The organism is Rhizobium anhuiense (genome assembly GCF_003985145.1).
Classification (GTDB): Bacteria; Pseudomonadota; Alphaproteobacteria; order Rhizobiales; family Rhizobiaceae; genus Rhizobium; species Rhizobium anhuiense.
The window spans coordinates 396,709-420,968 of the sequence record NZ_ML133521.1 but is presented as its reverse complement, the minus strand read 5'-3'; the positions used below and the strand labels follow the sequence as shown (position 1 = coordinate 420,968).

24 protein-coding genes and 1 pseudogene are annotated in these 24,260 nt (G+C 63.0%); 8 read left to right on the top strand and 17 right to left on the bottom strand.

All coding sequences use genetic code 11. From position 1 onward, the window contains the following. The first annotated feature begins 169 nt into the window (after window positions 1-169). Window positions 170-487 carry a sunset domain-containing protein gene (locus tag EEQ99_RS02070; protein ID WP_097630243.1) on the top strand — a complete coding sequence of 106 codons (318 nt, stop codon included), beginning with the start codon at window positions 170-172 and terminating at the stop codon, window positions 485-487. 955 nt (window positions 488-1,442) lie between these two features. Further along, window positions 1,443-2,126, top strand: a complete 684-nt coding sequence (locus tag EEQ99_RS02060; protein WP_097542467.1) for a redoxin family protein — start codon at window positions 1,443-1,445, stop codon at window positions 2,124-2,126. A 30-nt stretch (window positions 2,127-2,156) separates the two neighbouring features. On the opposite strand, the pseudogene EEQ99_RS34965 reads toward EEQ99_RS02060, so the two are convergent. From EEQ99_RS34965 to EEQ99_RS02020, 9 genes and pseudogenes are all read right to left on the bottom strand, one after another. Next, window positions 2,157-2,323, bottom strand: a pseudogene (locus tag EEQ99_RS34965) (nucleotidyltransferase); the annotation flags it as partial. Window positions 2,324-2,454: 131 nt separating this feature from the next. Then, window positions 2,455-2,703, bottom strand: coding sequence for a hypothetical protein (locus tag EEQ99_RS34410; protein WP_164735889.1), 249 nt, complete (start codon window positions 2,701-2,703; stop codon window positions 2,455-2,457). A gap of 28 nt (window positions 2,704-2,731) precedes the next feature. Continuing rightward, on the bottom strand, window positions 2,732-4,129 hold the full coding sequence (gene lpdA, locus EEQ99_RS02050; protein WP_097542469.1) for a dihydrolipoyl dehydrogenase: 1,398 nt from the start codon (window positions 4,127-4,129) through the stop codon (window positions 2,732-2,734). 5 nt (window positions 4,130-4,134) lie between these two features. Further along, complete coding sequence (locus EEQ99_RS02045) at window positions 4,135-5,376, bottom strand: dihydrolipoamide acetyltransferase family protein (protein ID WP_127429936.1); 1,242 nt, start codon at window positions 5,374-5,376, stop codon at window positions 4,135-4,137. A 3-nt stretch (window positions 5,377-5,379) separates the two neighbouring features. Continuing rightward, window positions 5,380-6,393, bottom strand: coding sequence for an alpha-ketoacid dehydrogenase subunit beta (locus EEQ99_RS02040; protein ID WP_097542471.1), 1,014 nt, complete (start codon window positions 6,391-6,393; stop codon window positions 5,380-5,382). Window position 6,394: 1 nt separating this feature from the next. Then, window positions 6,395-7,627 carry a 3-methyl-2-oxobutanoate dehydrogenase (2-methylpropanoyl-transferring) subunit alpha gene (locus EEQ99_RS02035; protein WP_127429935.1) on the bottom strand — a complete coding sequence of 411 codons (1,233 nt, stop codon included), beginning with the start codon at window positions 7,625-7,627 and terminating at the stop codon, window positions 6,395-6,397. Between the two features lie 63 nt (window positions 7,628-7,690). Continuing rightward, window positions 7,691-8,818 (bottom strand): acyl-CoA dehydrogenase family protein, encoded by a 1,128-nt coding sequence (locus EEQ99_RS02030; RefSeq protein WP_097542473.1) that lies wholly within the window; start codon window positions 8,816-8,818, stop codon window positions 7,691-7,693. Window positions 8,819-8,831: 13 nt separating this feature from the next. Then, window positions 8,832-10,019 carry an acetyl-CoA C-acyltransferase gene (locus EEQ99_RS02025; protein ID WP_097542474.1) on the bottom strand — a complete coding sequence of 396 codons (1,188 nt, stop codon included), beginning with the start codon at window positions 10,017-10,019 and terminating at the stop codon, window positions 8,832-8,834. A gap of 23 nt (window positions 10,020-10,042) precedes the next feature. Further along, a complete protein-coding gene (locus tag EEQ99_RS02020) occupies window positions 10,043-10,810 on the bottom strand; it encodes a 3-hydroxyacyl-CoA dehydrogenase (RefSeq protein WP_097595464.1) in 768 nt (255 codons plus the stop codon). A 92-nt stretch (window positions 10,811-10,902) separates the two neighbouring features. Between EEQ99_RS02020 and EEQ99_RS02015 the strand changes: the two genes are divergently transcribed. Continuing rightward, window positions 10,903-11,967, top strand: coding sequence for an AraC family transcriptional regulator (locus tag EEQ99_RS02015; protein ID WP_244604744.1), 1,065 nt, complete (start codon window positions 10,903-10,905; stop codon window positions 11,965-11,967). On the opposite strand, the gene EEQ99_RS02010 is transcribed toward EEQ99_RS02015, so the two are convergent. Together EEQ99_RS02010 and EEQ99_RS02005 are read right to left on the bottom strand one after the other, a co-directional pair. Beyond that, window positions 11,951-12,370 carry a hypothetical protein gene (locus EEQ99_RS02010; protein ID WP_127430147.1) on the bottom strand — a complete coding sequence of 140 codons (420 nt, stop codon included), beginning with the start codon at window positions 12,368-12,370 and terminating at the stop codon, window positions 11,951-11,953. The genes EEQ99_RS02015 and EEQ99_RS02010 overlap by 17 nt on opposite strands. After that, on the bottom strand, window positions 12,360-12,620 hold the full coding sequence (locus tag EEQ99_RS02005) for a type II toxin-antitoxin system Phd/YefM family antitoxin (RefSeq protein WP_097542661.1): 261 nt from the start codon (window positions 12,618-12,620) through the stop codon (window positions 12,360-12,362). The genes EEQ99_RS02010 and EEQ99_RS02005 overlap by 11 nt, the downstream gene beginning before the upstream one ends. Before the next feature lie 168 nt (window positions 12,621-12,788). Here EEQ99_RS02005 and EEQ99_RS02000 point away from each other — a divergent pair, with 168 nt between their 5' ends. From EEQ99_RS02000 to EEQ99_RS01980, 5 genes are read left to right on the top strand one after another with little or no spacing between them, the layout of a single operon-like run. Beyond that, on the top strand, window positions 12,789-13,934 hold the full coding sequence (locus tag EEQ99_RS02000; protein WP_127429934.1) for an isovaleryl-CoA dehydrogenase: 1,146 nt from the start codon (window positions 12,789-12,791) through the stop codon (window positions 13,932-13,934). Then, entirely contained in the window at window positions 13,931-15,541 is a 1,611-nt protein-coding gene (locus tag EEQ99_RS01995; RefSeq protein ID WP_127429933.1) for a carboxyl transferase domain-containing protein, read from the top strand. Before EEQ99_RS02000 ends, EEQ99_RS01995 begins: the two co-directional genes overlap by 4 nt. Window positions 15,542-15,548: 7 nt before the next feature. Beyond that, on the top strand, window positions 15,549-17,414 hold the full coding sequence (locus tag EEQ99_RS01990) for an acetyl/propionyl/methylcrotonyl-CoA carboxylase subunit alpha (protein ID WP_127429932.1): 1,866 nt from the start codon (window positions 15,549-15,551) through the stop codon (window positions 17,412-17,414). After that, a complete protein-coding gene (locus EEQ99_RS01985; protein WP_047612454.1) occupies window positions 17,414-17,866 on the top strand; it encodes a MaoC family dehydratase in 453 nt (150 codons plus the stop codon). Before EEQ99_RS01990 ends, EEQ99_RS01985 begins: the two co-directional genes overlap by 1 nt. After that, complete coding sequence (locus EEQ99_RS01980; RefSeq protein WP_047614756.1) at window positions 17,863-18,699, top strand: HpcH/HpaI aldolase/citrate lyase family protein; 837 nt, start codon at window positions 17,863-17,865, stop codon at window positions 18,697-18,699. The genes EEQ99_RS01985 and EEQ99_RS01980 overlap by 4 nt, the downstream gene beginning before the upstream one ends. Window positions 18,700-18,733: 34 nt before the next feature. Here the strand turns inward: EEQ99_RS01980 and EEQ99_RS34960 are convergent, their stop codons facing one another. The 6 genes from EEQ99_RS34960 to EEQ99_RS01950 form a co-directional block, all read right to left on the bottom strand. After that, the gene (locus EEQ99_RS34960; protein WP_373289068.1) at window positions 18,734-18,901 is read right to left on the bottom strand and encodes a BA14K family protein; all 168 of its coding nucleotides are present in this window, start codon (window positions 18,899-18,901) and stop codon (window positions 18,734-18,736) included. A gap of 172 nt (window positions 18,902-19,073) precedes the next feature. After that, window positions 19,074-19,430 carry a hypothetical protein gene (locus EEQ99_RS01970; RefSeq protein ID WP_088930359.1) on the bottom strand — a complete coding sequence of 119 codons (357 nt, stop codon included), beginning with the start codon at window positions 19,428-19,430 and terminating at the stop codon, window positions 19,074-19,076. A gap of 76 nt (window positions 19,431-19,506) precedes the next feature. Then, window positions 19,507-20,349, bottom strand: a complete 843-nt coding sequence (locus EEQ99_RS01965) for a DUF3313 domain-containing protein (protein ID WP_047612445.1) — start codon at window positions 20,347-20,349, stop codon at window positions 19,507-19,509. Between the two features lie 254 nt (window positions 20,350-20,603). Then, a complete protein-coding gene (locus EEQ99_RS01960) occupies window positions 20,604-22,058 on the bottom strand; it encodes an efflux transporter outer membrane subunit (protein WP_097542484.1) in 1,455 nt (484 codons plus the stop codon). A gap of 77 nt (window positions 22,059-22,135) precedes the next feature. Next, complete coding sequence (locus EEQ99_RS01955; RefSeq protein WP_063475889.1) at window positions 22,136-23,449, bottom strand: HAMP domain-containing sensor histidine kinase; 1,314 nt, start codon at window positions 23,447-23,449, stop codon at window positions 22,136-22,138. A 2-nt stretch (window positions 23,450-23,451) separates the two neighbouring features. Beyond that, window positions 23,452-24,138 (bottom strand): response regulator, encoded by a 687-nt coding sequence (locus EEQ99_RS01950; protein ID WP_047614748.1) that lies wholly within the window; start codon window positions 24,136-24,138, stop codon window positions 23,452-23,454. Window positions 24,139-24,260: the final 122 nt, after the last annotated feature.

The following is a 24,260-nucleotide window of genomic DNA, read 5'->3' as shown; positions in this document are numbered from 1 at the left end:
GCAAACCTCCGGCACGTGAGACGTTATGCGTCATCATCCCTGGAGCCCGAAGGAACGGAACGACTGATGCGGTTAGTTGGCGAGGCCCCCGCGCACTACGCCTTTTGGACGGATATCGTCGTGCTCCATCCGTCGCTACAATCATCGCGCGAAATGACGGGGATGGGGGATGCGTCAGGGCTATCGCAATCCACAGAAGAGACCGGTGCTTCTCAAGTTTCCGGGTTTGGTCATCGGCGCGCTCGCGTTTGGTGCGGCCGGCGGCTGGACCGCGAGCGACTTGCTGGCCTCATGGAGCGCTTCTGGCGGCTCCGGACAATCGTGCAGGATCAAGGGCAACATCTCCATCAACACGGGCGAGCGTATCTTCCACCTGCCGGGGCAGCGACGCTACGCAGAGACGAAGATCAGCCCCCAGTTCGGGGAAAGATGGTTCTGCTCAGAATTCGAAGCGTGGGCCGCCGGCTGGCGGAAATCGAAATCGTGATGCTTCGGCGTGGGGCCGGAGAAGCTTTGGCGCGGGCATGCCGCAGAGACCGGGCCGCATCGACTTAACACGTTCTCGGGGAAACGATGGTGCTACGGATCGGGGACTAACCCAGCCCCGATCCGTCAATCCAAGTTGACGTGAGAATCCTCGATAAGCCTTTAACCGCGCTCGCACCGGCGCCCGTCGTGGGACACCGCGAAGTCGCAGCAGTATCGGCTGCTACTCTCCCGTTTGGGGGTTCCTTGCAATTCGTTCGCCGGTTTGGGGGTTTCTTGCCCCTTCGCCCTGCACTTTCCCCGAGCCTGTCGGACCACTCTCCTTGGAGCCAGGCGCTTCGGCTCCGTTTTGCGGCCCGCCCAACCAATCATCGGTCTCGCCGGTACGCTGCTCATTCCATTTAAGCTGGCCCCGAAGATCTTCAGATACTGGCTGGGGAGGCTTTGCCGTGCCAGACGAGTTGGAAGGAGCGGCTTGGCTGGGGTCTTCGGGCGCAGCCGCGTATTCTGGGGGGTCTTGGATTGTCTTCTTGGCGGGAGGCGTCTTAGAGTTATCGGTCATCACGATCTCCACTGTTGCGCCTTGTTGGATTGGGTAAGGCGGACCAACGAAAATTATCAGACCAACGAATTGAAAACTACCGTAGGATTTAATGGTATATTTTACTGTCTCAGGTTGTAAACTTAGATCGACCGGCGAGAGCGGCGGAAAAGATTTCCCTCGAAGACCTCACAGAGGACATAGCGCCGCGGATTGCTGACCAGCCTGAATGCTCGCCCGCAGACGCTTTTACGTGCTATGATGGGCCGCACGGCTCAATCTCGACGTCGGCAATATGACAGATGGCCGAAAGCTACTTTGCCCCGGCGTAGAGAGTTTGCGCCCAGCACGGGTTCGAGCCCCGGAGCGCTGGGTGTGTTGCCTTTTTTGCTGATCCGAGGCGAGGAGGTTGTTCATGTCCACGAGTAGTGTCGACCGCCCGCTGCAACCCGGCGACCGGGCACCGAATGTTGTATTCGACGCGATCTCGCGCGAAGGCAAGATCGCGCTCGATGATTTTCGAGGCCGCAGCCCGTTACTGATCGGTTTGTTTCGAGGCCTACACTGTCCGTTCTGCCGGCGTCATCTCGCGGCGATGGCGCAACTCAACCCGGCCCTGAAGGAGAAAGGCATCGAATGTCTCGCAGTGGTCAAGACGCCAGTCGAGCGGGCGCGGCTCTACTTCCGCTACCATCCGCTACCCGACCTTCTTAGCGCATCCGACCCGGTGGGGGCTTCACATCGCGCCTTCGGTTTACCCATCCTCGAGTTCACGGAGAATGAAACCGAATGGCCGCACAAGCTCGGAATGGACGCGGTCATGACAATGCGGATCGATCTGCCGGGGGAGTTGCCCGTGCCGATGAACCCGGCTGCGGCGGGCGACTTTCTTGAGAAAAAGGACTGGTATGAAATTACGGCGGCCGACCGGCAGATTATGATCGCCGGTCACATGCCGCTTATCGGCGAGTTCCTGCTCGATCGGGAAGGCACTGTGCGCTGGAGTTTCACAGAAGCCGAAGAGGAAGGCCAAAATCTATGCCGGGCGCCGAGTCCCGAAGAATTGATGTCCGCAGCTTCCCAAGTCGCACATCTATAAGCTGCTGAAAATCTCGACGACCACCGTCCTCAGACGGTCGGCAGCCTTTACCAATACTCGGCGGACTCGCAGGGCTTCCCGTTGTTGACGATGATCAGCAGGTCGAAATCCGCCCGATAGCCCTTCGTTGTGAAGGGTTCATCCACCCAGCCACCTTTGGCGTAGAAGCCAAACAGGATGATCTTCAGGATCCGGCCACTTCCAACACCGCGCCTAATTTAACTGTTGGCGAAATGATGTAGGGCCAAGCCGAGGTCGGATACGCGCCTAAGCTCCTCGGCCGCGTGCATCTGCCTGTGGCTGATCGGGTCCGTATGACTGCCGCCGGCTAACGGCTCGCGGCCGTAGTCGATGGCGCTTCCCATAAGGCGGGGAACCTCGTCGCAGCTGCGAGCTGAGCGGCGTCGATCCGGCCGCGCGAGGCCAGCATCGTGATGTCGCTCTCCTTGATGTTGATGATCGGCGGGACCGTGCGCGGTTCGTCGCATCTGACGGATGTCGAACCAGCGACCCCTTGACCCCAGGAATTGGAGCCGTGATCGACGGTTTTGCCGCCGATCGCGACGCCTTCCAGCATTGTCAATGTCCGGACCTGGACTTGGGCCTCAGATATGCAGGGCACTTCCCAAAGCTTTCAGCGCCGCCTCCATCACCGCTTCGCTGCGGGTCGGATGTGCATGGATGGTGCCTGCGATGTCTTCCAGACGCGCACCCATCTCGATGGCCAGCGCAAAAGCCGCCGAGAGCTCGGAGACCCCGGCGCCCACCGCCTGCAGGCCGAGCACGAGATTGGTGTCGGCGCGGGCCACCACGCGCACGAAGCCCTCTTCGGATAGCATCGTCATCGCCCGACCGTTGGCGCTGAACGGAAACTGGCCGGTGCGGATTTCATAGCCTTGCGCCTTCGCCTCTGCCGGCGACAGGCCGGCGCTGACGATCTCCGGGTCGGTGAAGCAGATGGCGGGAATGCATCTTTTGTCCCAGGCCCGCTTCTTGCCCGCAATGATCTCAGCCACCATCTCGCCTTGCGCCATGGCCCGGTGGGCAAGCATCGGCTCGCCGGTCACGTCACCGATCGCATAGATGCCGCGCATCGACGTGCGGCAACGATCGTCGATCCTCAGATAAGGGCCGGCACGATCGAGATCGAGCTCTTCGAGACCCGACCCAGCCGTTCTCGGGCGGCGGCCGACGGTGACGAGGATGCGGTCCGCCGGCAGGCTTTGCTGACGGCCATCCGGTGTTTCGACGATCAATGCGTCGCCATCGTCGGCAAGGCCGATCGCCTTGGCGCCGGTCAACACCCGGATACCGCCTTCGGCCAACTTGCGCATGACGGGCCGCACCAGCTCGGCATCATATTGGGGCAGCACCTGCGGCGTCGCCTCGACGACCGTCACATCAGATCCCATCTTGGAAAAGGCCGTCCCGAGCTCCAGCCCGATATAACCGCCGCCGACCACGACGAGTTTGTTCGGCAGCTCGGTCAGCGACAGCGCCTCTGTCGAGGACATGACGCGGCCGCCGAAAGGCAGATCGGCAAGCTCCACCGGATCGGAACCGGTGGCGATCACCACGGTCTCGGCCCGGATGATCTGCTGGCCGGTTTCCGTCTCCACCTCCACCGTCTTGCCGTCGCGGAAGCGGGCCCGACCGTGGACGATCTTGACCCGCGCCTTTTGCAGCAGTCCCGAAACACCGCCTGTGAGCCGGCCGACGATCCCGTCCTTCCAGGCAATCGTTCTGCCGAGATCGATCGAGGCGCCTTCGACGCGGATGCCCATCGGGTTCCTGCCAGCCAGCATCTTTTGCGTCGCGTCGAATTCCTCAGCCGCATGGATCAGCGCTTTGGAGGGAATGCAGCCGACCGTCAGGCAGGTGCCACCCGGTTTACCGGCCTCGACGATGACGGTATCGATGCCGAGCTGTCCGGCGCGGATGGCGCAGACATAGCCGCCCGGACCGGCGCCGATGACGAGGAGCTTGCAGAGGATCTCTTTCATGGATCTCAGCCTTCGATGAAAATGAGCGCCGGCGTTTCGATCAGCGTGCGGATGCGCTGCACGAAGTTTGCCGCATTCCAGCCGTCGATGATGCGATGGTCGAAACTGGAGGAGAGGTTCATCATCTTGCGCGGCACGAATTGCGCGCCGTCCCAGACCGGTCGCGTGGCGATCTTGTTGACGCCGATGATCGCCACCTCGGGATGATTGATGATGGGTGTCGAGACGATGCCGCCGAGCGCGCCGAGCGAGCTGATGGTGATGGTGGAGCCGGAAAGCTCATCGCGCGTCGCCGTCCCGGATCGTGCTGCTTCCGCCAGCCGGTTCATCTCGGCGGCGCAATCCCAGATGCCGCGGGCTTCCGCATGCCGGACCACCGGCACGGTCAGGCCGGCCGGCGTCTGTGTGGCGATGCCGATATGGACGGCACCGTGGCGGGTGATGATGCCGGCATCGTCGTCGAAGGTGGCATTGACGTCAGGCTGCTCGGAAATCGCCTTGACCAGTGCGCGCATCAGGAAGGGCAGAACAGTCAGCTTCGGGTGGCCTGGCCTGCGGTCGCCGTTCATGGTGGCGCGAAGCTCCTCGAGCGCGGTCATATCCACTTCCTCCACATAGGTGATGTGGGGGATGCGCGAGGCGGAAAGCACCATCTTCTCGGCGATGCGGCGGCGCAGGCCGGTCAGCTTGATCTCCTCGGTCGCCGTCTTCCTGGCAAAACCGTTCTTCACTGCTGCGGGAGCGGCTCCTGGGGTCAGGAATTGCTCGATATCCTCGCGCAGGATACGCCCGGCCGGTCCTGTCCCCTGCACCTGCCTGAGATCGACACCGCTTTCCCTGGCAAAAAGCCGCACCGAGGGAGCGGCAAGCGGCTTTTCCGTCGATGCAGCCGCCGGCACTGGCGCTGGCGCTGGCGCTGCCGGGGTAGGTTTTGCAATGTCGGCCATGGGGGCTTCGGCAATCGGCGCCTGCCCAATCACCACAGGCTGCGTCTCGCCGACATCTCCCGCCGTCTCGATCCGCACCAGCGGGGCCTTGACCGCGATGCGGTCTCCGACCTCGCCGGCAAGCCAGATGACGGTGCCATGGACGGGCGACGGAATTTCCACGGTGGCCTTGTCGGTCATGACGGCGGCAATCACCATGTCCTCGCGGACGGGATCGCCTGTCTTCACGTGCCATTCCACAATCTCGGCCTCGGCGACCCCTTCCCCGACATCGGGCATCTTGATGATGAATTCGCCCACGGCTCAGGCCTCCATGACTTCGGCAAGCGCCCGCCCGACACGGCCGGGACCGGGGAAATAGTCCCACTCCTGCGCATGCGGATAGGGCGTGTCCCAGCCGGCGACACGCACGACCGGCGCCTCGAGATGATAGAAGCAATGTTCCTGCACCAGTGCTGCGACCTCGGCGCCGAAGCCCGACGTCAGGGTTGCCTCATGCACGACGACGCAGCGCCCCGTCTTGGCGACCGATTTGACGATCGCATCGAGATCGAGCGGCAGCAGGCTCCTCAAATCGATCACCTCGGCATCGATGCCGGCATCTTCGGCTGCGGCAAGCGCCACATGCACCATGGTGCCGTAGGCAATCACGGTCACCGCCGATCCGACGCGCCGCACCTCGGCCTTGCCGATCGGAATAGTGTAATGGCCATCGGGCACCTCGCCGAGGTCATGCTTCGACCAGGGCGTCACCGGCTTCTCGTGATGGCCGTCGAAGGGGCCGTTATAGAGCCGCTTCGGCTCCAGGAACATGACGGGATCGGGATCCTCGATCGCTGCGATCAGCAGGCCTTTGGCATCGTAGGGATTGGAAGGCACGATCACCTTCAGCCCGCAGACGTGGGTAAAAAGCGCCTCCGGGCTCTGGCTGTGCGTCTGGCCGCCGAAGATACCGCCGCCGGTCGGCATGCGCACGACGATCGGGCAGGTGAAATCGCCGTTGGACCGGTAGCGGATGCGCGCCGCCTCCTGCGTCAGCTGGTCATAGGCCGGATACATGTAATCGGCGAACTGGATTTCGACACAGGGCTTCAGCCCGTAGGCGGCCATGCCGATCGCCGTGCCGACGATGCCGGATTCGCTGATCGGCGTATCGAAGCAGCGTGTTCTGCCGTATTTTGCCTGCAGGCCCTGCGTCGAGCGAAAGACGCCGCCGAAATAGCCGACGTCCTCGCCGAAAACGACGACATTGTCGTCCTTCGCCATCGAGACGTCCATGGCGCTGCGCACCGCCTCGATCATCGTCATCCTGGCCATGTCAGTACCCCGCCTGCTGCCGCTGACGGCGGATATGCGGCGGCATCTCGGCATAGACGCCCTCGAAAATGTCGCGCACCGAGGGCCTGCCGCCGGCGTGCAGGGTGCCGTGCGCCTCTGCCTGGCGCTGCGCCTCGATCACCTCATCCATGATTTCGGCTTCCGCCTGCACATGCCGCTCCTCCGACCAGACACTCTTGACGATCAGATGTTTCTTCAGCCGCAGCACGGGATCTCCGAGCGGCCAGGCCTCCGATTCCGTCTTCGGCCGGTAGGCGCTCGGATCGTCGGAGGTCGAGTGGGCGCCGACGCGGTAGGTCACATATTCGATCAGCGTCGGGCCGAGATTGCGCCGCGCGCGCTCGGCCGCCCAGCGGGCGACCGCATGGACGGCGAGATAATCGTTTCCATCGACACGCAGCGCCGGAATGCCGAAGCCAAGGCCGCGGGCGGCGAAGGTGCCGGAGCCGCCGCGGGCGATGCCCTGGAAGGTGGATATCGCCCACTGATTGTTGACGATGTTGAGGATGACCGGCGCCTTGTAGGTCGAGGCGAAGACCAGCGCCGAGTGGAAATCCGATTCCGCCGTCGATCCGTCGCCGATCCAGGCCGCGGCAATGCGGCTGTCGTTCTTGATCGCCGAGGCCATCGCCCAGCCGACGGCCTGCACATATTGGGTAGCGAGATTGCCCGAGATGGTGAAGAAGCCGTGCTCCTTGGAGGAATACATGATCGGCAGTTGCCGGCCGCGCAGGGGATCGCTCTCGTTCGAGTAGATCTGGTTCATCATCTCGACCATCGGATAGTCGTCGGCGATCAAGAGGCCCGCCTGGCGATAGGTCGGGAAATTCATGTCTCCCTTCTCGAGCGCCTTGCGGAAGGCGCAGCTGACGGCTTCTTCGCCGAGATGCTGCATATAGAAGGAGGTCTTGCCCTGCCGCTGCGCCATCAGCATGCGGGCGTCGAAGGCCCGCAGTTTCATCATGTTGCGAAGCCCGGTCAGCAGCTCCTCATCGGAGAGCGACCCGGCCCAGGGGCCGACCGCCTCGCCGTCGCGGTTCAAAACACGGATGATGGAATAGGCAAGATCGCGGATGTCTTCCGACGCGACATCCACCTCCGGCCGCGGCACCGCGCCGGCCTTGGCAATCCTGACATTGGAAAAATCAGGCTGGCCGCCAGGTCGGACGGCGGGTTCGGGGACGTGCAGGCTCAAACGAGCAGAATCCGCCATGTCGTTTCTTTCCTCCCTTGCCGGCCTTGCCCCTCTCCTCCGAGAGCCGGGCCGGATGTCGTTCTATAGATTGCGGGCGATCACCATGCGCTGCACGTCGCTCGTTCCTTCGTAGATCTGGCAGATGCGCACATCGCGGTAGATGCGCTCGACCGGATAGTCGGCCATGTAGCCATAACCTCCATGGATCTGGATCGCATCGGAGCAGACACGCTCGGCCATCTCGGAGGCAAAGAGCTTCGCCATCGAGGCTTCCGACAGACAGGGCAGCCCCGCCTCCCGGAGCGAGGCGGCATGAAAGACGAGCTGCCGCGCCGCCTCGATCCGCACCGCCATATCGGCAAGGCGGAAGGCCACGGCCTGGTGCTCAAAGATCGGTTTGCCGAAGGCCGTGCGCTCGCGGGCGTAGTCGCGCGCCGCCTCGAAGGCCGCCCGCGCCATGCCGACGGCCTGCGCCGCAATGCCGATCCGCCCGCCCTCGAGATTGGCGAGCGCGATGCGATAACCTTCACCTTCCGCACCGAGCCTCAGCCCGGCCGGGATGCGCATGTTGTTGAAGGCGATCTGGCAGGTATCGGTGGAATGCAGCCCAAGCTTCTCTTCGACGCGGATCACCTCGTAGCCTGGCGTCTCCGTCGGCACGATGAAGGCGGTAATGCCTTTCTTGCCGGCGTCGGGATCGGTGACGGCAAAGACGATGATGACATCGCCGTTCTTTCCCGAGGTGATGAATTGCTTGGAGCCGTCGAGCACATAGTGGTCACTGTCACGCCGCGCCCGGGTCTTCAGGTTCGAGGCATCCGAACCCGCCTGCGGCTCGGTCAGCGCAAAGCCGCCAATCCATTCGCCGTTGGCCAGTTTCGGCAGGAAACGCTGCCGCTGCTCCTCGGTGCCGAATTTCAGGATCGGCACACAGCCAACGGAACTGTGCACGCTCATGATCGTCGAACAGGCTCCGTCGCCGGCGGCGATCTCCTCAAGTGCTGCGGCATAGGCGACCACGCCGGTATCCGAGCCGCCATAGGCTTCCGGCACCAGCATGCCGAGCAGCCCGAGTTCACCCATCTCCTTCAGTTCCTCGCGCGGAAAGAGATGCTCCCGGTCGCGTTTGGCTGCCCCCGGCGCCAGCCGGTCGCGGGCAAAGTCGCGGGCGAGATCTGAAATCTGCTGCTGGAGGTCGGAAAGGATCATCTGTTCTCTCCTCCTATTGCCGCTCGATGGCGACGGCGGTCGCCTCGCCGCCGCCGATGCAGAGCGCCGCCATGCCGCGCTTCAGATCGTAGCGCTCCAGCGCCGCAAGCAGCGTCACCAGGATCCGGGCCCCCGAAGCGCCGATCGGATGGCCGAGCGCGCAGGCGCCGCCATGCACATTGACCTTCTCATGCGGCAGGTTGAGATCGCGCATCGCCGCCATGGCGACGACGGCAAAGGCCTCGTTGATTTCGAAAAGATCGACCTCCGACAACGATAAGCCGGTGCGATCGGACAGTTTCTGCAGCGCACCGATCGGTGCGGTAGCGAAAAGATTGGGCGCCTGCGAATGGGTGGCATGGCCAAGGATGGTGGCAAGCGGCTTGAGGCCGCGATGCTCCGCCTCGGAACGGCGCATCAGCACGAGGGCTGCCGCGCCATCGGAAATCGAGCTGGAATTGGCGGCAGTCACCGTGCCGCCGTCTCGGAAGGCCGGTTTCAGCGTCGGGATCTTGTCGAGCTTCGCCTTGCCGGGCTGTTCGTCGCGGCTCGCCACCTGCTCAGTCCTGCCGGATTTCACCGTAACCGGCACGATCTCGCGGTCGAAACAGCCTTCGGCAATCGCCTTCTGCGCCCGCGTCAGCGAGGCGATGGCGTAGCTGTCCTGCGCCTCGCGCGTGAACTGATAGGCCTCGGCGCAATCCTCCGCGAAGCTGCCCATCAAGCGCCCCTTGTCATAAGCATCCTCCAGCCCGTCGAGGAACATATGATCCACGACACGCCCATGGCCGAGCCTGTAGCCGCCACGGGCCTTGTCAAGGAGATAGGGCGCATTCGTCATGCTTTCCATGCCGCCTGCAACCGCCACCGAGGCGCTGCCTGCGGCGATCAGGTCATGCGCCATCATCACGGCCTTCATGCCCGAGCCGCACATCTTGTTGACGGTGCTGGCCGCCGTCGCGAAAGGCAGGCCGGCATGGATCGCCGCCTGGCGCGCCGGCGCCTGGCCCTGCCCGGCCGGCAGGACACAACCGAAGATAACCTCCTCGATCGCCTCGGCCGCGATGCGGCTGCGCTCAAGCGCTGCGCGGATCGCCGTCGCTCCAAGCTCCGGCGCTGTCGCCTCTTTCAGCTCTCCCTGAAAGCTGCCGATCGGGGTGCGCGCTGCACCGACGATGACGATGGGATCCTGCAAAACCATCTTTCCTCCTTGGGGCGACGCGTTCACCGCGCGCCCATCCGCAATGCGCCGTCGAGGCGGATGACCTCGCCGTTCAGCATGTTGTTTTCCAAGATATGGCGCACCAGCCCGGCAAATTCCGCCGGCCGGCCGAGCCGCGGTGGAAAGGGCACGCTCTTGCCGAGTGCGGCCTGAACCTCAGCCGGCATATCAGCCATCATCGGCGTCTCGAAAATGCCGGGCGCGATCGCGACGACGCGAATGCCGTGACGCGCAAGCTCGCGGGCGATCGGCAAGGTCATCGCCGCCACCCCACCCTTGGAGGCGGCATAGGCTGCCTGGCCGATCTGACCGTCGAAGGCGGCGACCGAGGCCGTATTGACGATGACGCCGCGTTCGCCTTCGGCATCCGGATCGGTCTTCTGGATCGCTGTGGCGGCAAGCCGGATCATGTTGAACGTGCCGATGAGATTGATTCCGACCGTGCGGGCAAAACTTTCCAGCCGATGCGGCCCGTCGCGGCCGATCACCTTTTCGGCCGGTGCGACGCCGGCGCAATTCACCAAGCCGCGCAAGCCGCCGAAGGCGTCGACGGCAGCGGCAACCACCGCTGCTCCCTGCTTCTCATCGGCCACGTCGGCCTTGACGAACTGTGCAGCGCTTGCGAATTCCCAGGCGACATGTTCGCCCGCTTCGACATTGAGATCGGCGATCGTCACGCGCCCGCCTGCCTCGACAAGCGCGCGCACCGTGGCAGCACCGAGGCCGGAGCCACCACCGGTGACGATGAAGCTTGCTCCTTGGATCAACATGAATCTGTTCCTCCCTGCCGGCGGCGACCGCCTCCAAGCGCAACCGACGGGTACGATTCTATTCGCTCCACCTATTGCAAGCGATGACAGAAATGCTCCATTATTTCGGCCAGTTTTGCCATAGCGAGGGTGGGGTGGCCGAAATCGAGCGACGGATGATTGCGCCGGCCTTTGTCGAGGAGGCGCTCGACAGCCTGCGGCGACTAGATAAGCCGACGCAGCCTATTCTTGCGCGCGTGGGACTGCCCCGGGTCGACCAGCCGGTCTCGGCAGAAACCTACGGCGCGCTGTGGCTGGCCATCGCCGCCGAGCTCGACGACGAATTCTTCGGCATGGGCGGCCGACCGATGCGCAGCGGCAGCTTCACACTGCTCTGCCACTCTGTGCTGCATGCGCCGACGCTGGGTCATGCGCTTCGTCGGGCGCTGCGTTTCCTCGATATCGTGCTCGACGATCCCAGGGGACAGCTCGTCATCCGCGACGGTCTGGCCGAGGTCGAGCTTCGGGATGCCGGCGGCCCGCGTTCGGCCTTCGCCTACCGTACCTATTGGATCATCCTGCACGGCATCATCTGCTGGCTGGTTGGCCGGCGCATTCCGATCCGGCGCGTCGATTTCCGCTGCGCCGAGCCTAAACAGGGCGCCGACTACCGGCTGTTCTTCGGTGCGCCGGTGCGTTTCTCGCAAGCCATCAGCCGGCTGGGCTTTGACAGCACCCTGCTCGACCTGCCGATTTCACGCAGCGAACAGGCGCTCAAACAGTTCCTGCGCGGCGCGCCCGCCAATATTCTGGTGCGCTACCGCTATGATGCCGGCATCGCCGCAGCCGTGCGCCGCCGCTTGAGTCAGGCAACACCTGCCATGTGGCGGAGCTTCGCCGAGCTCGCCGCTGATATGCGCATGCCGCCCTCCACGCTCCGCCACCGCCTGCACGACGAGGGACAAAGCTATGCCGCCATCAAGGATGACATCCGCCGGGATCTCGCCGTTGACCTGCTGCTGAACACGCCGAAGACCATCGGCGAGATCGCCGTCCAGCTCGGCTATTCCGAGCCGAGCGCCTTCTTCCGGGCCTTCAGGAAATGGATAGGCAAGAGCCCTGAGGCCTTTCGGCGGGACGGAACGGAAAATCGAGAGGATGTCAGTCGAATCGATTGACTCGTTCTGACCGGCCCCGCGCGTTCGCGAACATGACGGCAATCTTCATCACGAAGGACTTGCTGAAGCGACCAAGAACCTCCTGATGAGGCTCGATGTACCAGGAACGCTCGACGATATCGTAATTGTATTCGTCGACGACGATCCAACTTTGTTTGAGATCACCGAGACCAGCACGCCGACGTTCGATATCGGGAATTTCCAGCGCAGCCCTTCCCGACGGCGGCGGTTGCGTGGTGATTGCCAGAAGGGCGAGATGCGTATTTCCATCGCTCGCACTGCGGATCGCAATGATGACACAGACCGGGCGCTGTTTGCGCCACTCCGTCTCACCACGCTGCTGCTGCCATGCCCAGAGATAGGGATAGGTTATCACCTCGCCAGGGCGAAACTCATGGTTCATCGTCGTAACTTTCCCCGCGCGCCAGTCGCTCAATCGCCTCGCCGAACAATTCGGCATGCTCATCCGGCATCTCCGAAATGTGATGCGCGCGACGCGGGTCCTCGCCGCTGCGCATCCGCTGATAGTGTTCATAGCTCATCAGCACGAAACGGGGCTTGTTGTGGCGGGTAAGAATAACCGGCTCGCGGCTCGCGACATCGGTGACATCACCAATCTGTTTATTGAGATCACCTGTCGTGAACTGTCGCATGACTATACTCTCCGGTTTAATTTCCATATATTCCATATTTTCCATCTTTTCAAGAAAATGGCGTTCACGCGCCCTCGACGAGAATTCTCAAGGCTCTCCACCCGTATCATTCAAGGGCACTTTGACCCCGCCGCAACCCGCGCTACATATTTCAGCGGGAGGAGTGCCATGTTTGATTTTTCGCTCGGCGAAACCGCGGACGCGATCCGTGAAACGACGGCGCGGTTTGCTGCCGCTCATATTGCTCCGCTGGCTGCGGAAATCGACGAAAGCAACACGTTTCCACGCCACCTCTGGCCTGAGATGGGCGCCCTCGGCCTGCATGGGATTACCGTCGAGGAAGAATTCGGCGGCGCCGGTCTCGGTTATCTCGATCATGTCGTCGCCATGGAGGAGATTTCACGGGCCTCGGCTTCCGTGGGCTTGAGTTACGGTGCCCATTCCAATCTCTGCGTCAACCAGATCCGCCGCTGGGCCTCGCCGGAACAGAAACGCCGTCATCTGCCGAAACTGATCTCCGGCGAACATGTGGGTTCGCTTGCCATGTCCGAGGTGGGCTCCGGTTCCGATGTCGTCTCCATGCGCTTGCGTGCCGAGAAAAAGGGGGACCGCTATGTTCTGAACGGCGCCAAATTCTGGATCACCAACGCGCCGCATGCCGATGTGCTGGTCGTCTATGCCAAGACCGATCCCGCAGCCGGCCCGAAAGGCATTTCCGCCTTCATCGTCGAAAAGGGCCTGCCGGGCCTCAGCGTCTCCAAGAAACTCTCGAAGCTCGGCATGCGCGGCAGCGATACCGCCGAACTGGTCTTTCAGGATTGCGAGGTGCCGGCCGAGGCGCTGATGGGCCGGGAGGGAGAAGGCGTGAAGATCCTGATGTCCGGCCTCGACTACGAGCGCGCAGTGCTCGCCGCCGGGCCGCTTGGCATCATGCAGGCCTGCCTCGACGTCGTGTTGCCCTATGTCAGCGATCGCAAACAGTTCGGTAAGCCGATCGGTGACTTCCAGCTGATGCAGGGCAAGATCGCCGACATGTATGTCGCGCTGAATTCGGCGCGCGCCTATGTCTATACCGTTGCCCGGGCCTGCGATGCCGGCCGCGCGACGCGCACGGATGCGGCCGCCGCGATCCTCTTTGCCAGCGAGAATGCCGTGAAGGTCTCGCTGGAAGCGATCCAGGCACTCGGCGGCGCCGGCTATACCAAGGAATGGCCGGTCGAACGCTTTTTGCGCGACGCCAAGCTCTACGATATCGGCGCCGGTACCAACGAGATCCGCCGCTACCTGATCGGCCGGGAGCTCATCGCATCATGACGGTGATTTCGACTGCGATCGACCGCGATAGCGAGACCTTCAAGGCCAATACAGCCAAGAACAAGGCCCTTAGCGACGAACTCCACGACCGCTCGGCGAAAGCGCGCCAGGGTGGATCGCAGGCAGCGCGCGAGCGCCATACCGGCAAGGGCAAGCTCCTGCCGCGCGACCGGATCCAGCTGCTCATCGATGCCGGCAGCCCGTTCCTGGAGATCGGCACGCTGGCGGCCAACGGCATGTATGATGATGAGGCGCCCGGCGCCGGCATCATAACAGGCATCGGCCGTGTTTGCGGCCGCGAGGTGATGATCGTCGCCAATGACGCGACGGTGAAGGGCGGCGCCTATTACCCCCTGACGGTGAAGAAACATCTGCGGGCGCAGGAGATTGCTCTGCAGAACCGGCTGCCATGCCTCTATCTGGTCGATAGCGGTGGCGCCAATCTCCCGCATCAGGCCGACGTCTTTCCCGACCGCGACCATTTCGGCGCGATCTTCTACAACCAGGCCCAGATGTCGGCCGAGGGAATCCCACAGATCGCCTGCGTGTTGGGAAGCTGCACCGCCGGCGGCGCCTATGTGCCCGCCATGTCCGACGAGACGGTCATCGTGCGCAATCAGGGCACGATCTTCCTCGCCGGTCCGCCGCTGGTGAAGGCCGCGACCGGCGAGATCATCTCGGCCGAAGAGCTCGGCGGCGCCGAGACCCATGGCCGCCGCTCCGGCGTTGTCGATCATGTCGCCGAGAACGATGAACATGCGCTGCTGCTCGTGCGCGATATCGCAGCCACCCTCAACACTGTGAAATCAGTCGATATCGACCTCCAGCCGCCGCGACCGCCGAAACTCGATCCCGAAGATCTCTGCGGTCTCATCCCGGATGATGTGCGTTCACCCTACGACGTGCGCGAGGTCATCGGACGGATCGTCGATGGCTCGGAACTGCATGAGTTCAAGCCGCTCTACGGCACCACGCTGGTCTGCGGTTTCGCCCGCATCTGGGGCATGCCGGTCGCCGTCATCGCCAATAACGGCGTGCTGTTTTCCGAAAGTGCGCTGAAGGGCGCCCATTTCATCGAGCTCGCCTGCCAGCGGCGCATACCCTTGCTTTTCCTGCAGAATATTTCTGGCTTCATGGTCGGCGGCCGCTATGAGGCTGGCGGCATCGCCAAGGACGGGGCCAAGCTGGTGACGGCCGTTGCAACCGCCACCGTGCCGAAGGTCACCGTCATCATCGGCGGCAGTTTCGGTGCCGGCAATTACGGCATGTGCGGCCGCGCCTATCGCCCGCGCTTCCTCTTCACCTGGCCGAACAGCCGCATCAGCGTGATGGGCGGCGAACAGGCGGCCTCCGTGCTTGCCACCATTCGCCGAGATTCCATGGAGGCGCGCGGTGAGAATTGGCCCATGGAAGAGGAGGAAGCCTTCAAGGCGCCGATCCGCGCCGGCTACGAGGCCGAGGGCAATCCCTATTATGCCACCGCCCGCCTTTGGGACGACGGCATCATCGATCCACGCCAGACGCGGGACGTGCTGGGCCTTGCCTTTTCCGCCTGCCTGAATGCGCCGATCCCGAAAGGGCCGCGCTTCGGCCTGTTCAGGATGTGAGGCGTCGATGATGGAAAGCCTGCTCATTGCCAACCGGGGCGAAATCGCCCGCCGCGTCATCCTCACGGCCAGGATGCTCGGCATCCGCACCATTGCCGTCTATTCCGAAGCCGATGCCGGCCTGCCCTTTGTCAGGGAGGCGGACGAGGCGATCGCCATCGGCCCCTCGCCGGCCCGCGAAAGCTATCTCTCGCCGCAGCGCATCCTGGAGGCTGCCCGCAAGAGCGGCGCCGCTGCGATCCATCCGGGCTACGGCTTCCTGTCGGAAAATGCCGATTTTGCCGAGGCGGTGGAGAAGGCCGGCATCGTCTGGGTCGGCGCGCCGGCCGCTGCCATCCGGGCGATGGGGCTCAAGGATGCCGCCAAGGAATTGATGCAGGCAGCCGGCGTGCCCGTGACCCCCGGTTATCTCGGATCGGACCAGGGCGAAGAGAGGCTGGCGGCGGAAGCCGAGGCCATCGGTTATCCCGTACTCATCAAGGCGGTTGCCGGCGGCGGCGGCAAGGGCATGCGCCGCGTCGACCGCGCGCAGGATTTCGCCGAACGTCTCGCCTCCTGCCGCCGTGAGGCGGCCGCCGCCTTCGGCGACGACCGCGTTCTGATCGAACGCTATATCGCCAATCCGCGCCATATCGAGGTGCAGGTTTTCGCCGACAAGCTCGGCAATTGCGTGCATCTCTTCGAACGCGATTGTTCGCTGCAACGCCGTCATCAAAAGGTGATCGAGGAGGCCCCTGCCCCCGGCCTCGATGCCGCCACCCGGGCGGTGATCTGCGAGGCGGCGGTCAAGGCCGCAAGAGCGGTCAACTATGTCGGCGCCGGCACCATCGAATTCATCGCCGATGCCTCCCAGGGCCTGCATCCTGACCGTATCTGGTTCATGGAGATGAATACGAGGCTGCAGGTAGAACACCCCGTCACCGAGGCGATTACTGGCGAGGATCTGGTGCTCTGGCAGTTGAAGGTCGCGAGCGGCGAGCCCTTGCCGAAAAGCCAGGACGAGATCGCCATGAATGGCTGGGCCTTCGAAGCCCGGCTCTATGCCGAAAATCCGGCCGCCGGTTATCTGCCTTCGACCGGCCGGCTCGACCATCTGCGCCTGCCGCAATCCGTCCGCGTCGACAGCGGCGTCGAACAGGGCGATGAGATCACCGCCTTCTACGATCCGATGATCGCCAAGATCATTGCGCATGGACCGGACCGCGAGGCAGCCCTTTCGAAACTTGCAGCCGCCTGCGCCGAAATCGAGGTCTGGCCGGTCAGATCCAATGCCGGCCTGCTTGCCCGCATCGCCGTCGATCCGGATTTTCGCGCCGCTCAGATCGATACCGGCTTCCTCGAACGCCATGGCGATAGCCTTGTGGCGACGGAGCCGAGCGAAATCGCGATCGACACCGCAGCCGCCGTGCTTTCAAGAAATACCGATGATGATCCCTGGGCCGCGCTTGCCGGATTCCGCATCGCCGACGCGGATGACAATCGGGTGCGCATCCGTATCGGCGATCACCTCTTCTGGGGGCAATCACGTCGGAAGCCTGAGGCAAATATCGTCACGATTGGTGAAACGACCGTACTTTTCGACGGCGGCAATGCCTGGCCGATCAGCCTGCCCGTCGCCAGCGAAATCGAGGCGAGCCAGGGTGCGGGCGATGGCGCGATCCTTTCGCCGATGCCCGGCCTCGTGATTTCGGTGGATGTCGCCGAAGGCGATCATGTCGCCAAGGGGGAGCGTCTGCTGACGGTCGAAGCGATGAAAATGGAGCATTCGCTGCGCGCGCCTTTTGACGGCATTATCGGAAAACTGCAGGTTTCCACCGGCGCCAGGGTCTCGGAGAACCAGCTGGTCGTCACCGTCACGAAGGAGCAGGATTGATGGCCGGCCGCTATTTCGACGAATGGACGCTCGGCGACCGCATCGCCCACGAGATCCGCCGCACGGTCACCGAGACCGACAACCTGCTGTTTACGACGCTTTCCCACAATCCGCAGCCGCTGCATCTCGATGCCGATTATGCGGCCGGCACCGAATTCGGCCGGATCGTCGTCAACGGCACCTTCACCTTTGCGCTCACCGTCGGTCTTTCGGTCGGCGACACCACGCTCGGCACGCTCGTCGCCAATCTCGGTTACGACAAGGTGACGATGCCGAAGCCGGTCTTCATCGGCGACACGCTGCGGGTGGAAACGGAGGTGACGGAACTGCGCCGCTCGAACTCCCGCCCCGACGCCGGCATCGTCACCTTCCGGCACATCACCCTGAACCAGCGCAGCGAGATCGTCTGCCAGTGCCTGCGCACCGTCATGCTGAAGGTAAAGCCGTCATGAGACTTCGCTCGCTGCTCTTCGTGCCCGGCGATCGGCCGGAGCGTTTCGAGAAAGCACTCGCCTCGGGCGCCGATGCCGTCATTCTCGATCTCGAAGATTCGGTTGCACCCGCCAACAAGCCACGCGCCCGCCAGGCCGTCCAAGAATTCGTCCTGCGCCAGACTGGCGAAACCAATCTCCTGATCCGCATCAATCCCCTCGCCTCCCCGGAGTTCGAAAACGACCTTGCCGCTCTGAGTGGCCTCCATCCTTTCGCGATCATGCTGCCGAAGGCCGAGGGGGCGGCTTCGGTGCTGAAGCTCGCAGGCTCACTTGCACCTGAAATCCCCATCTTGCCGATCGCAACCGAAACGCCGTCGGCGATCTTCGAGATCGGCAGCTACCGGGACGTCGCGGCCAGCCTCTGCGGCCTTACCTGGGGTGCTGAGGATCTGCCTGCCGCGATCGGGGCTGCGACCGCGCGACGGACGGATGGCCGTTACACGCCGCCTTACGAGCTTGCCCGCTCGCTGACGCTATTTGCCGCCCATGCCGCCGCCGTTCCGGCCATCGACACCGTCTATCCCGATTTCCACGATCATAGCGGTCTCAGGGCCTATGTCGGCCGCGCGCGGCGCGACGGCTTTTCCGGCATGATGGCCATCCATCCGAGCCAGGTCGAAACGATCAACCACGCTTTCACGCCTGACGCTTCCGAGATCGCCTGGGCGGAGAAAGTCGCCGCCGCTTTTGCCGCCAGGCCGGACGCAGGCGTCATCCAGCTTGAGGGGCGCATGCTGGATATGCCGCACCTCAAGCTTGCCCTCCGGCTCCTGAACGCCGTCGGACGTTAGACAACCGCTCCGGCGGGCCTGGAACGATGCCAGCTCAATCGTAGGGGGAATAACATTGCCTGCGCGGTCCCCTGGAGGGCTGAAAGCTATTGTCATAGGCTGAATACGACCGGTACCGGCGCGCGCACCAAGCATAGTGTCTCCCGTCATATTCATTCGAATATTCCTCCGATGGCGGAGGAGCATCGGGCGGTGGCGGCATGACAACGGTTGGGAGCCCCGGAGGGCCGGGAATCAACGGGATGGGGGGCGGAACTTGCGCCATGGCAACCGATTGCGCTGCCAGAAACAGCGAGACCGTGGCGAACACCAGTAAATAATTCATCGGAAACTCCTCATGTTGCGGTGCATCTCTGAAAGGTGCCCGCCTGACGTCAACGGCTGAACTTCAGATCCGGCTTGTCGCCGTCCCAGCCCTGAAGCCCTCCGGGAACCGAGCGGAATCGAAGACAGTGCGTACCCATCTTGCCGGATATGCACATCGCATCGTCCTTGACCGTCCAGGTGACGGGGAGCGCAAAGGGCATCGGACCGCGAATGCTTCCGGTGCCGTCCTTCTCCAGGGTGACTTTGAGTGCCTTGCCATCCGGCGCCAGTGCCGACCAGGGAATTCCATCGGCGAGGATTGCGGCCGCCTTCTCGGACGGCAGGAACTGTTCCTGTGCTGGGAATGCCGGGCTCGCCGCGAGTGCTGCCATCACCGCCCCTGCAAGCCGTAGATATGTCTTCATGTCGATGTCCTTTCTGCTGGTTTTTGAAATGCCACAGCCGCCATGCCGCGCGTGATAGATGACCGCCGCCTGGCTGCTATTGAGAGACCGCCGCGCCCTTATCGCTCCAGCTCGGCGGCAGACCGAGCTGACCGGCGACCGCCCCTTTGATGCCGGGCGCGGGTCCGAAGGCCTTGCAGGCGTCGTCTTTCGGATCGCTGTCGAACGACGCCTTGATCTTCTGCATCAGCCGGATGGACGATGTTGCCTTGAACGGATCCTGACCCTTGATCAGCATGCGGCTGAAATCGGCGCCGAATGCCGATGACAGGGAATAAGCATCCCCGACCGAGGATATCCGTGCCTTCGTCGTCAGCATGTTCGCGCCGCGCGACCAGATCATCGCCGCCTGCTGCGTACCGTCCTGTCCGACCGCCTCGGCTTCCGCCGACAAGCCGCCGAGACCGATCGGAATCCTCGGGATTGGAACCATTGCCACCGAAGCGCCGAGTGTGGCGACGGTGGAGGTCGCGGCAACAGCACGGTTCGTGGCGACGATGTCGGTGACGGTCGCATGGACGACGAGATCCGCCGGCTGGTTTGGACCCACGACCTTGAAACGGTCGCTGAGACCCCTGCACAGCGCCCGGTCGATCGCATTGGTCAGGAGTGCCAGGTCTTTCGGTTCGAAAGAACCGCCGCCGGCATTCTCGACCCTCGTCGGAGCGATGCGCACCGTTTGCGCGGCAAGAACCGCCGGCGAATTCACCCGCAATTTTGCGTTGGTCAGAGAACCGCCCGAGACCGCCATTCCCGCATAGGAGCCAAGCGAGCTGCCCTGCTGCAGGGGTACGTTCGTGCAGGAAGAGAGCAAGGCGAGGAGGACGGCGCAAACGGCCGCCTGCGTCGGCATTTTCACGGGTTGAATGTTGGAAGCCATCGGCGAATCTTCTGAACCGGGATCATCGATTCAGCTTTTAGAGAGGCCAGCGTTAATGGCGGTAAAGCCAGTGTAAAGTTGGGTAAAATATAGAAATATAACGGCCGCGGGCAGCATTTGACCGGCACCGCCGCGGATAGAGCAATTCCGTTTTTCTTCGAATCATGGAATTGCTCTATCTCTTTGTTTTCACGCAATTCCGGGCGCAAAACCGCTGCACACTTTTGCTGGAATTGCTCTAGCCGGGCGGCCGATCAGCCCGACTTCGCCACTCGCTTCGAGGCGACAGGCTCTTCTTGGGTGAGGTAACCGGCGCCGACGGCGACATAGAGATCCACATAGTCCTTGGCAACCTGCTGCACGGTAGCGGCAAGGCTTGCCTGAGCATCGGAGACGGACCGCTGGGCGTCGAGGACATCGAGCAACGACGAGGCGCCGTCCTTGTAGCTTGCGGTCGACAGTGCCAGGGATTCCTCCGCCGTCTGCACCTGCCTGCGCAACGGCGCCAGTGTCTGCGTGTCGCGGCGAACTGCCGACAGCGCGTTTTCCACCTCTTCGACCCCGTTCAGCACCGCCGCTTTCCAGGCGAGATACTGCGCCCTCGCATCCGATTTCTCGATATCGACATTCGCGCGCAATTTGCCGCCGTCGAAGATCGGCAGGTTGAGCGTCGGTCCGAAGGACCAGCTGGTGAGGCTCGAGCCGCCGGCACCCGAGGATTTGACCCAGCTCGGCGAGATCGAACCGGAGAGCGAGATCGACGGATAAAGCTGGGCTTCGGCAGCACCGATATCGGCGACGGCCGCCGCCAGCTCGCGTTCGGCCTTTCTTATATCAGGACGGTTGCGGATGAGATCGGCCGGAATGCCGGCGCGAATATCGCCGCGGAAAACCGGCTGACCGGCGCTTTTCTGCAGCTCGTCCATCAACGAGGCCGCCGGCATCCCGAGCAGCGTGGCAATGTGATGGGCCGATTCGGTGAAGCTCTGTTCGAGGCCGGGAATGTCGGACTTTGTCGACTGCACCAGGCCCTCGGCCTGAACGACGTCGAGGCGGGAGGCCGCACCTGCCTTGAGCTGCAGCTGCGTGAGTTCGTAAGTTTGCTGGCGGGATTTCAGGCTCGCCCGTGCAAGCGCGATGCGCTCCTGGTAATAGCGGGCGTCGATATAACTCTCGACCAGGTCTTTCAGGAAGGTGAGCTTTGCATTGTCGGCCGTCGCATAGGCGGCTCCCAGCGAGGCGATGGCACTCTCCTTGGAGCGACGGTACTGGCCGAAGATGTCGAGCAGCCAGGAAAGGCTGGCCTCACCGCCTGTGGTATTCGTGGTGCCGACCGTCGTGCGCAGCCGCCCCTTTTCACCGGATACCGTGTGCGATGCGTCGACACTGAGGCTCGGCAGACTGCCGGCGCCGGCAACCGTGACATTGGCGGCAGCCGAATTGATGCTCTCGAGCGCCTGCAGCACATCGAGGTTTTCGCTGAGGCCATGGGCCACCAGGCCGTCGAGCCGCTTGTCGCGATAGGCCTTCCACCACTCAGCCGTCACGACATTGCCGTTGCTTTTGGTGGTACCCTCTTCGAATTTGGCGGGAAGCGGCATCTCAGGGGGAACGTGATCCGGACCGCTGACGCAGCCTGCGAGCAGCAGCGTGAAGGCGGATGCGGCGTAGCGGAGGGATGATAGTCTGGTGCGGAGCGACGGACTCACTGGCAAGCTTTCTGAACCGGGATCGGAGATCCAGGCTTAGCGAGGCCAGCGTTAATGGCGGTAAAGAAACTGTAAAGTTAGGTAAAATCCCGGGATGCTTGATCATCAACCGAACCATAGGGCGTCGGCCGTCTCGGAAGTTCCAGCGTGATCGCCAGGCCTCCGGCGTCAGGCAACGACGCATGCGCACGCCCGCCATGGCGCTCGATGGCCTGCCGGGTGATGGCAAGACCCAGGCCGTATCCGCCTCTTGGCACCGCCTCTTTCCCGCGTGAGAACGGCTGGAAGATGCGTTCGAGTTCGTCGCGCCTCACGCCTGGCCCCCGATCGGTGACGCAGATTTTGAGGCGCTCGGCCGCCGCCTCGCAAGACACGGATATGTGCGAATGTTCGGCCGTGTATTTGACGGCGTTGCGCACGACGTTTTCGAGTGCCCGGTAGAGCAGCTCGCCTTCGACCTCGGCGCGGAAGCTGCCGTCGACGCTTGTCGTGATCGACACATCTCGTGCCTGGGCTTCGAATGCGGCGTCGCCAAGGATTTCATTCAGCAGTTCGATGACATCCAGGGCCTGGGTCTTCAGCGGCAGGCCGGAGCCGGCGGTGAGCCTGGCAAGGGTCAGAACTTCGCCGACCAGCGCGTCGAGCCGTTCAACCTCCCGGTCCATTCGGTCCAGCATGGCGCCGAGTTTGGCCGGGCTCTGCCGAAGAACGCCGACGGCAGCCTGCAGGCGGGACAGGGGCGAACGCAATTCATGGGAGACATCATGGAACAGCCGCTGCTGCGCATCCTGAAGCTCCTGAAGCCGCGCGGCGGTGGAATCGAAGTCATGCGCCAGCGCAGTGACTTCATCCTTTCGGCCGGCCATCTGGTCGCCGATACGGAAGTCGAAGCGGCCATGGGCGAGCGCGCTCAGGCCGTCGCGCAAATGCACGACGGGTCGAATGAGATAGCGGGCGAGTGCTGCGGCAGCGACCGTACTCGAAACGAAAATCGAAAGCCAAGGCACCAGCAGCGCCAGGTTATCCACCACGTTGAGAAGGAAGTTCGCTTCCGGCGCCACGGAGATCCGGTAGCAAATTCCGTCCTTCAGAATGGACTTCGTCTCTGCCCTACCTTCGTCTCCGCACGCAGGCGACCCCATGGTTTTCGAAAGAGTCAGGCCCAGCGGCACCGTATCTTCACTTGAGCGGATGAAGCGCTCTGCGGCGTCCTCCCCATCCCTTGCGAGGACGTTCGCAGTCAGCTTCAGAATGATCGCTCGCTCCTGGTATTCCCGATCGCGGCCAGGCGGCGGGATCTGAAAGAGGTTGACGATCACGATTATAACAGTGAGCGTCGTTGCAAGCGTCAACCAGATCGTCGCGAAGAATTTCCAGAAAAGCCTAGGCATGGTCAGTCCACGAGAAGTTGATAGCCCTGGCCGCGAACGGACTGGATCCAGGATTGCCCGTCCTCCCTCAGTCCGAGCTTCTGGCGCACGCTGCTGATATGGACGTCGATACGGCGATCGAACGGGGTCAGCGGCTTGCCGAAGGCCCGTTTCGAAATGTCCTGCTTCGACACGAGCTGGCCGGCGCTGCGGGCAAGCACTTCGAGCAGGCTGAACTCGGTGCCGGTCAGCTCCAGGCTTTCTCCGCGCCATTCGGCGATCCTGCTGCCCGGATGGAGCACGAGCTGCCCCGCCCTGATCGTGTCGGTCGACGCGCCGGCTGCCGGCTGCCCCGCCCGGCGCAGGATGGCGCGCAGCCTCGCCGCCAGTTCGCCCGGCGAGCATGGCTTCGGCACATAGTCGTCGGCACCGAGATTGAGGCCCGATATCCTGTCCACGTCATCGCCCCTTGCGGTCAGCATCAGCACCGGAACCTGGCTGAGCTTCCTGATCCTCTGCAGAACCTCGATCCCGTTCATCCGAGGCATCATGATGTCGAGCACGATGATATCGACCGTATTGCCGGCAGCAGCGGCAATGGCAGCGCGACCGTCCGTATCCGTTACGACGTCATATCCCTCTTCAACGAGATATTCCTGCAGAAGCGTCGTCAGCTCGGCATCGTCGTCGATGAGGAGAACCTTGTTCATTCACTTCGTCCGTCATTAATTCGATGAAGCCATACAGCACAAACACCGTCGCGTGAGCGAGTTTTACCTATCTTAACACTAACTTGACCGCACTTAACGTTCGCCCCGTTACTTATCCTGCC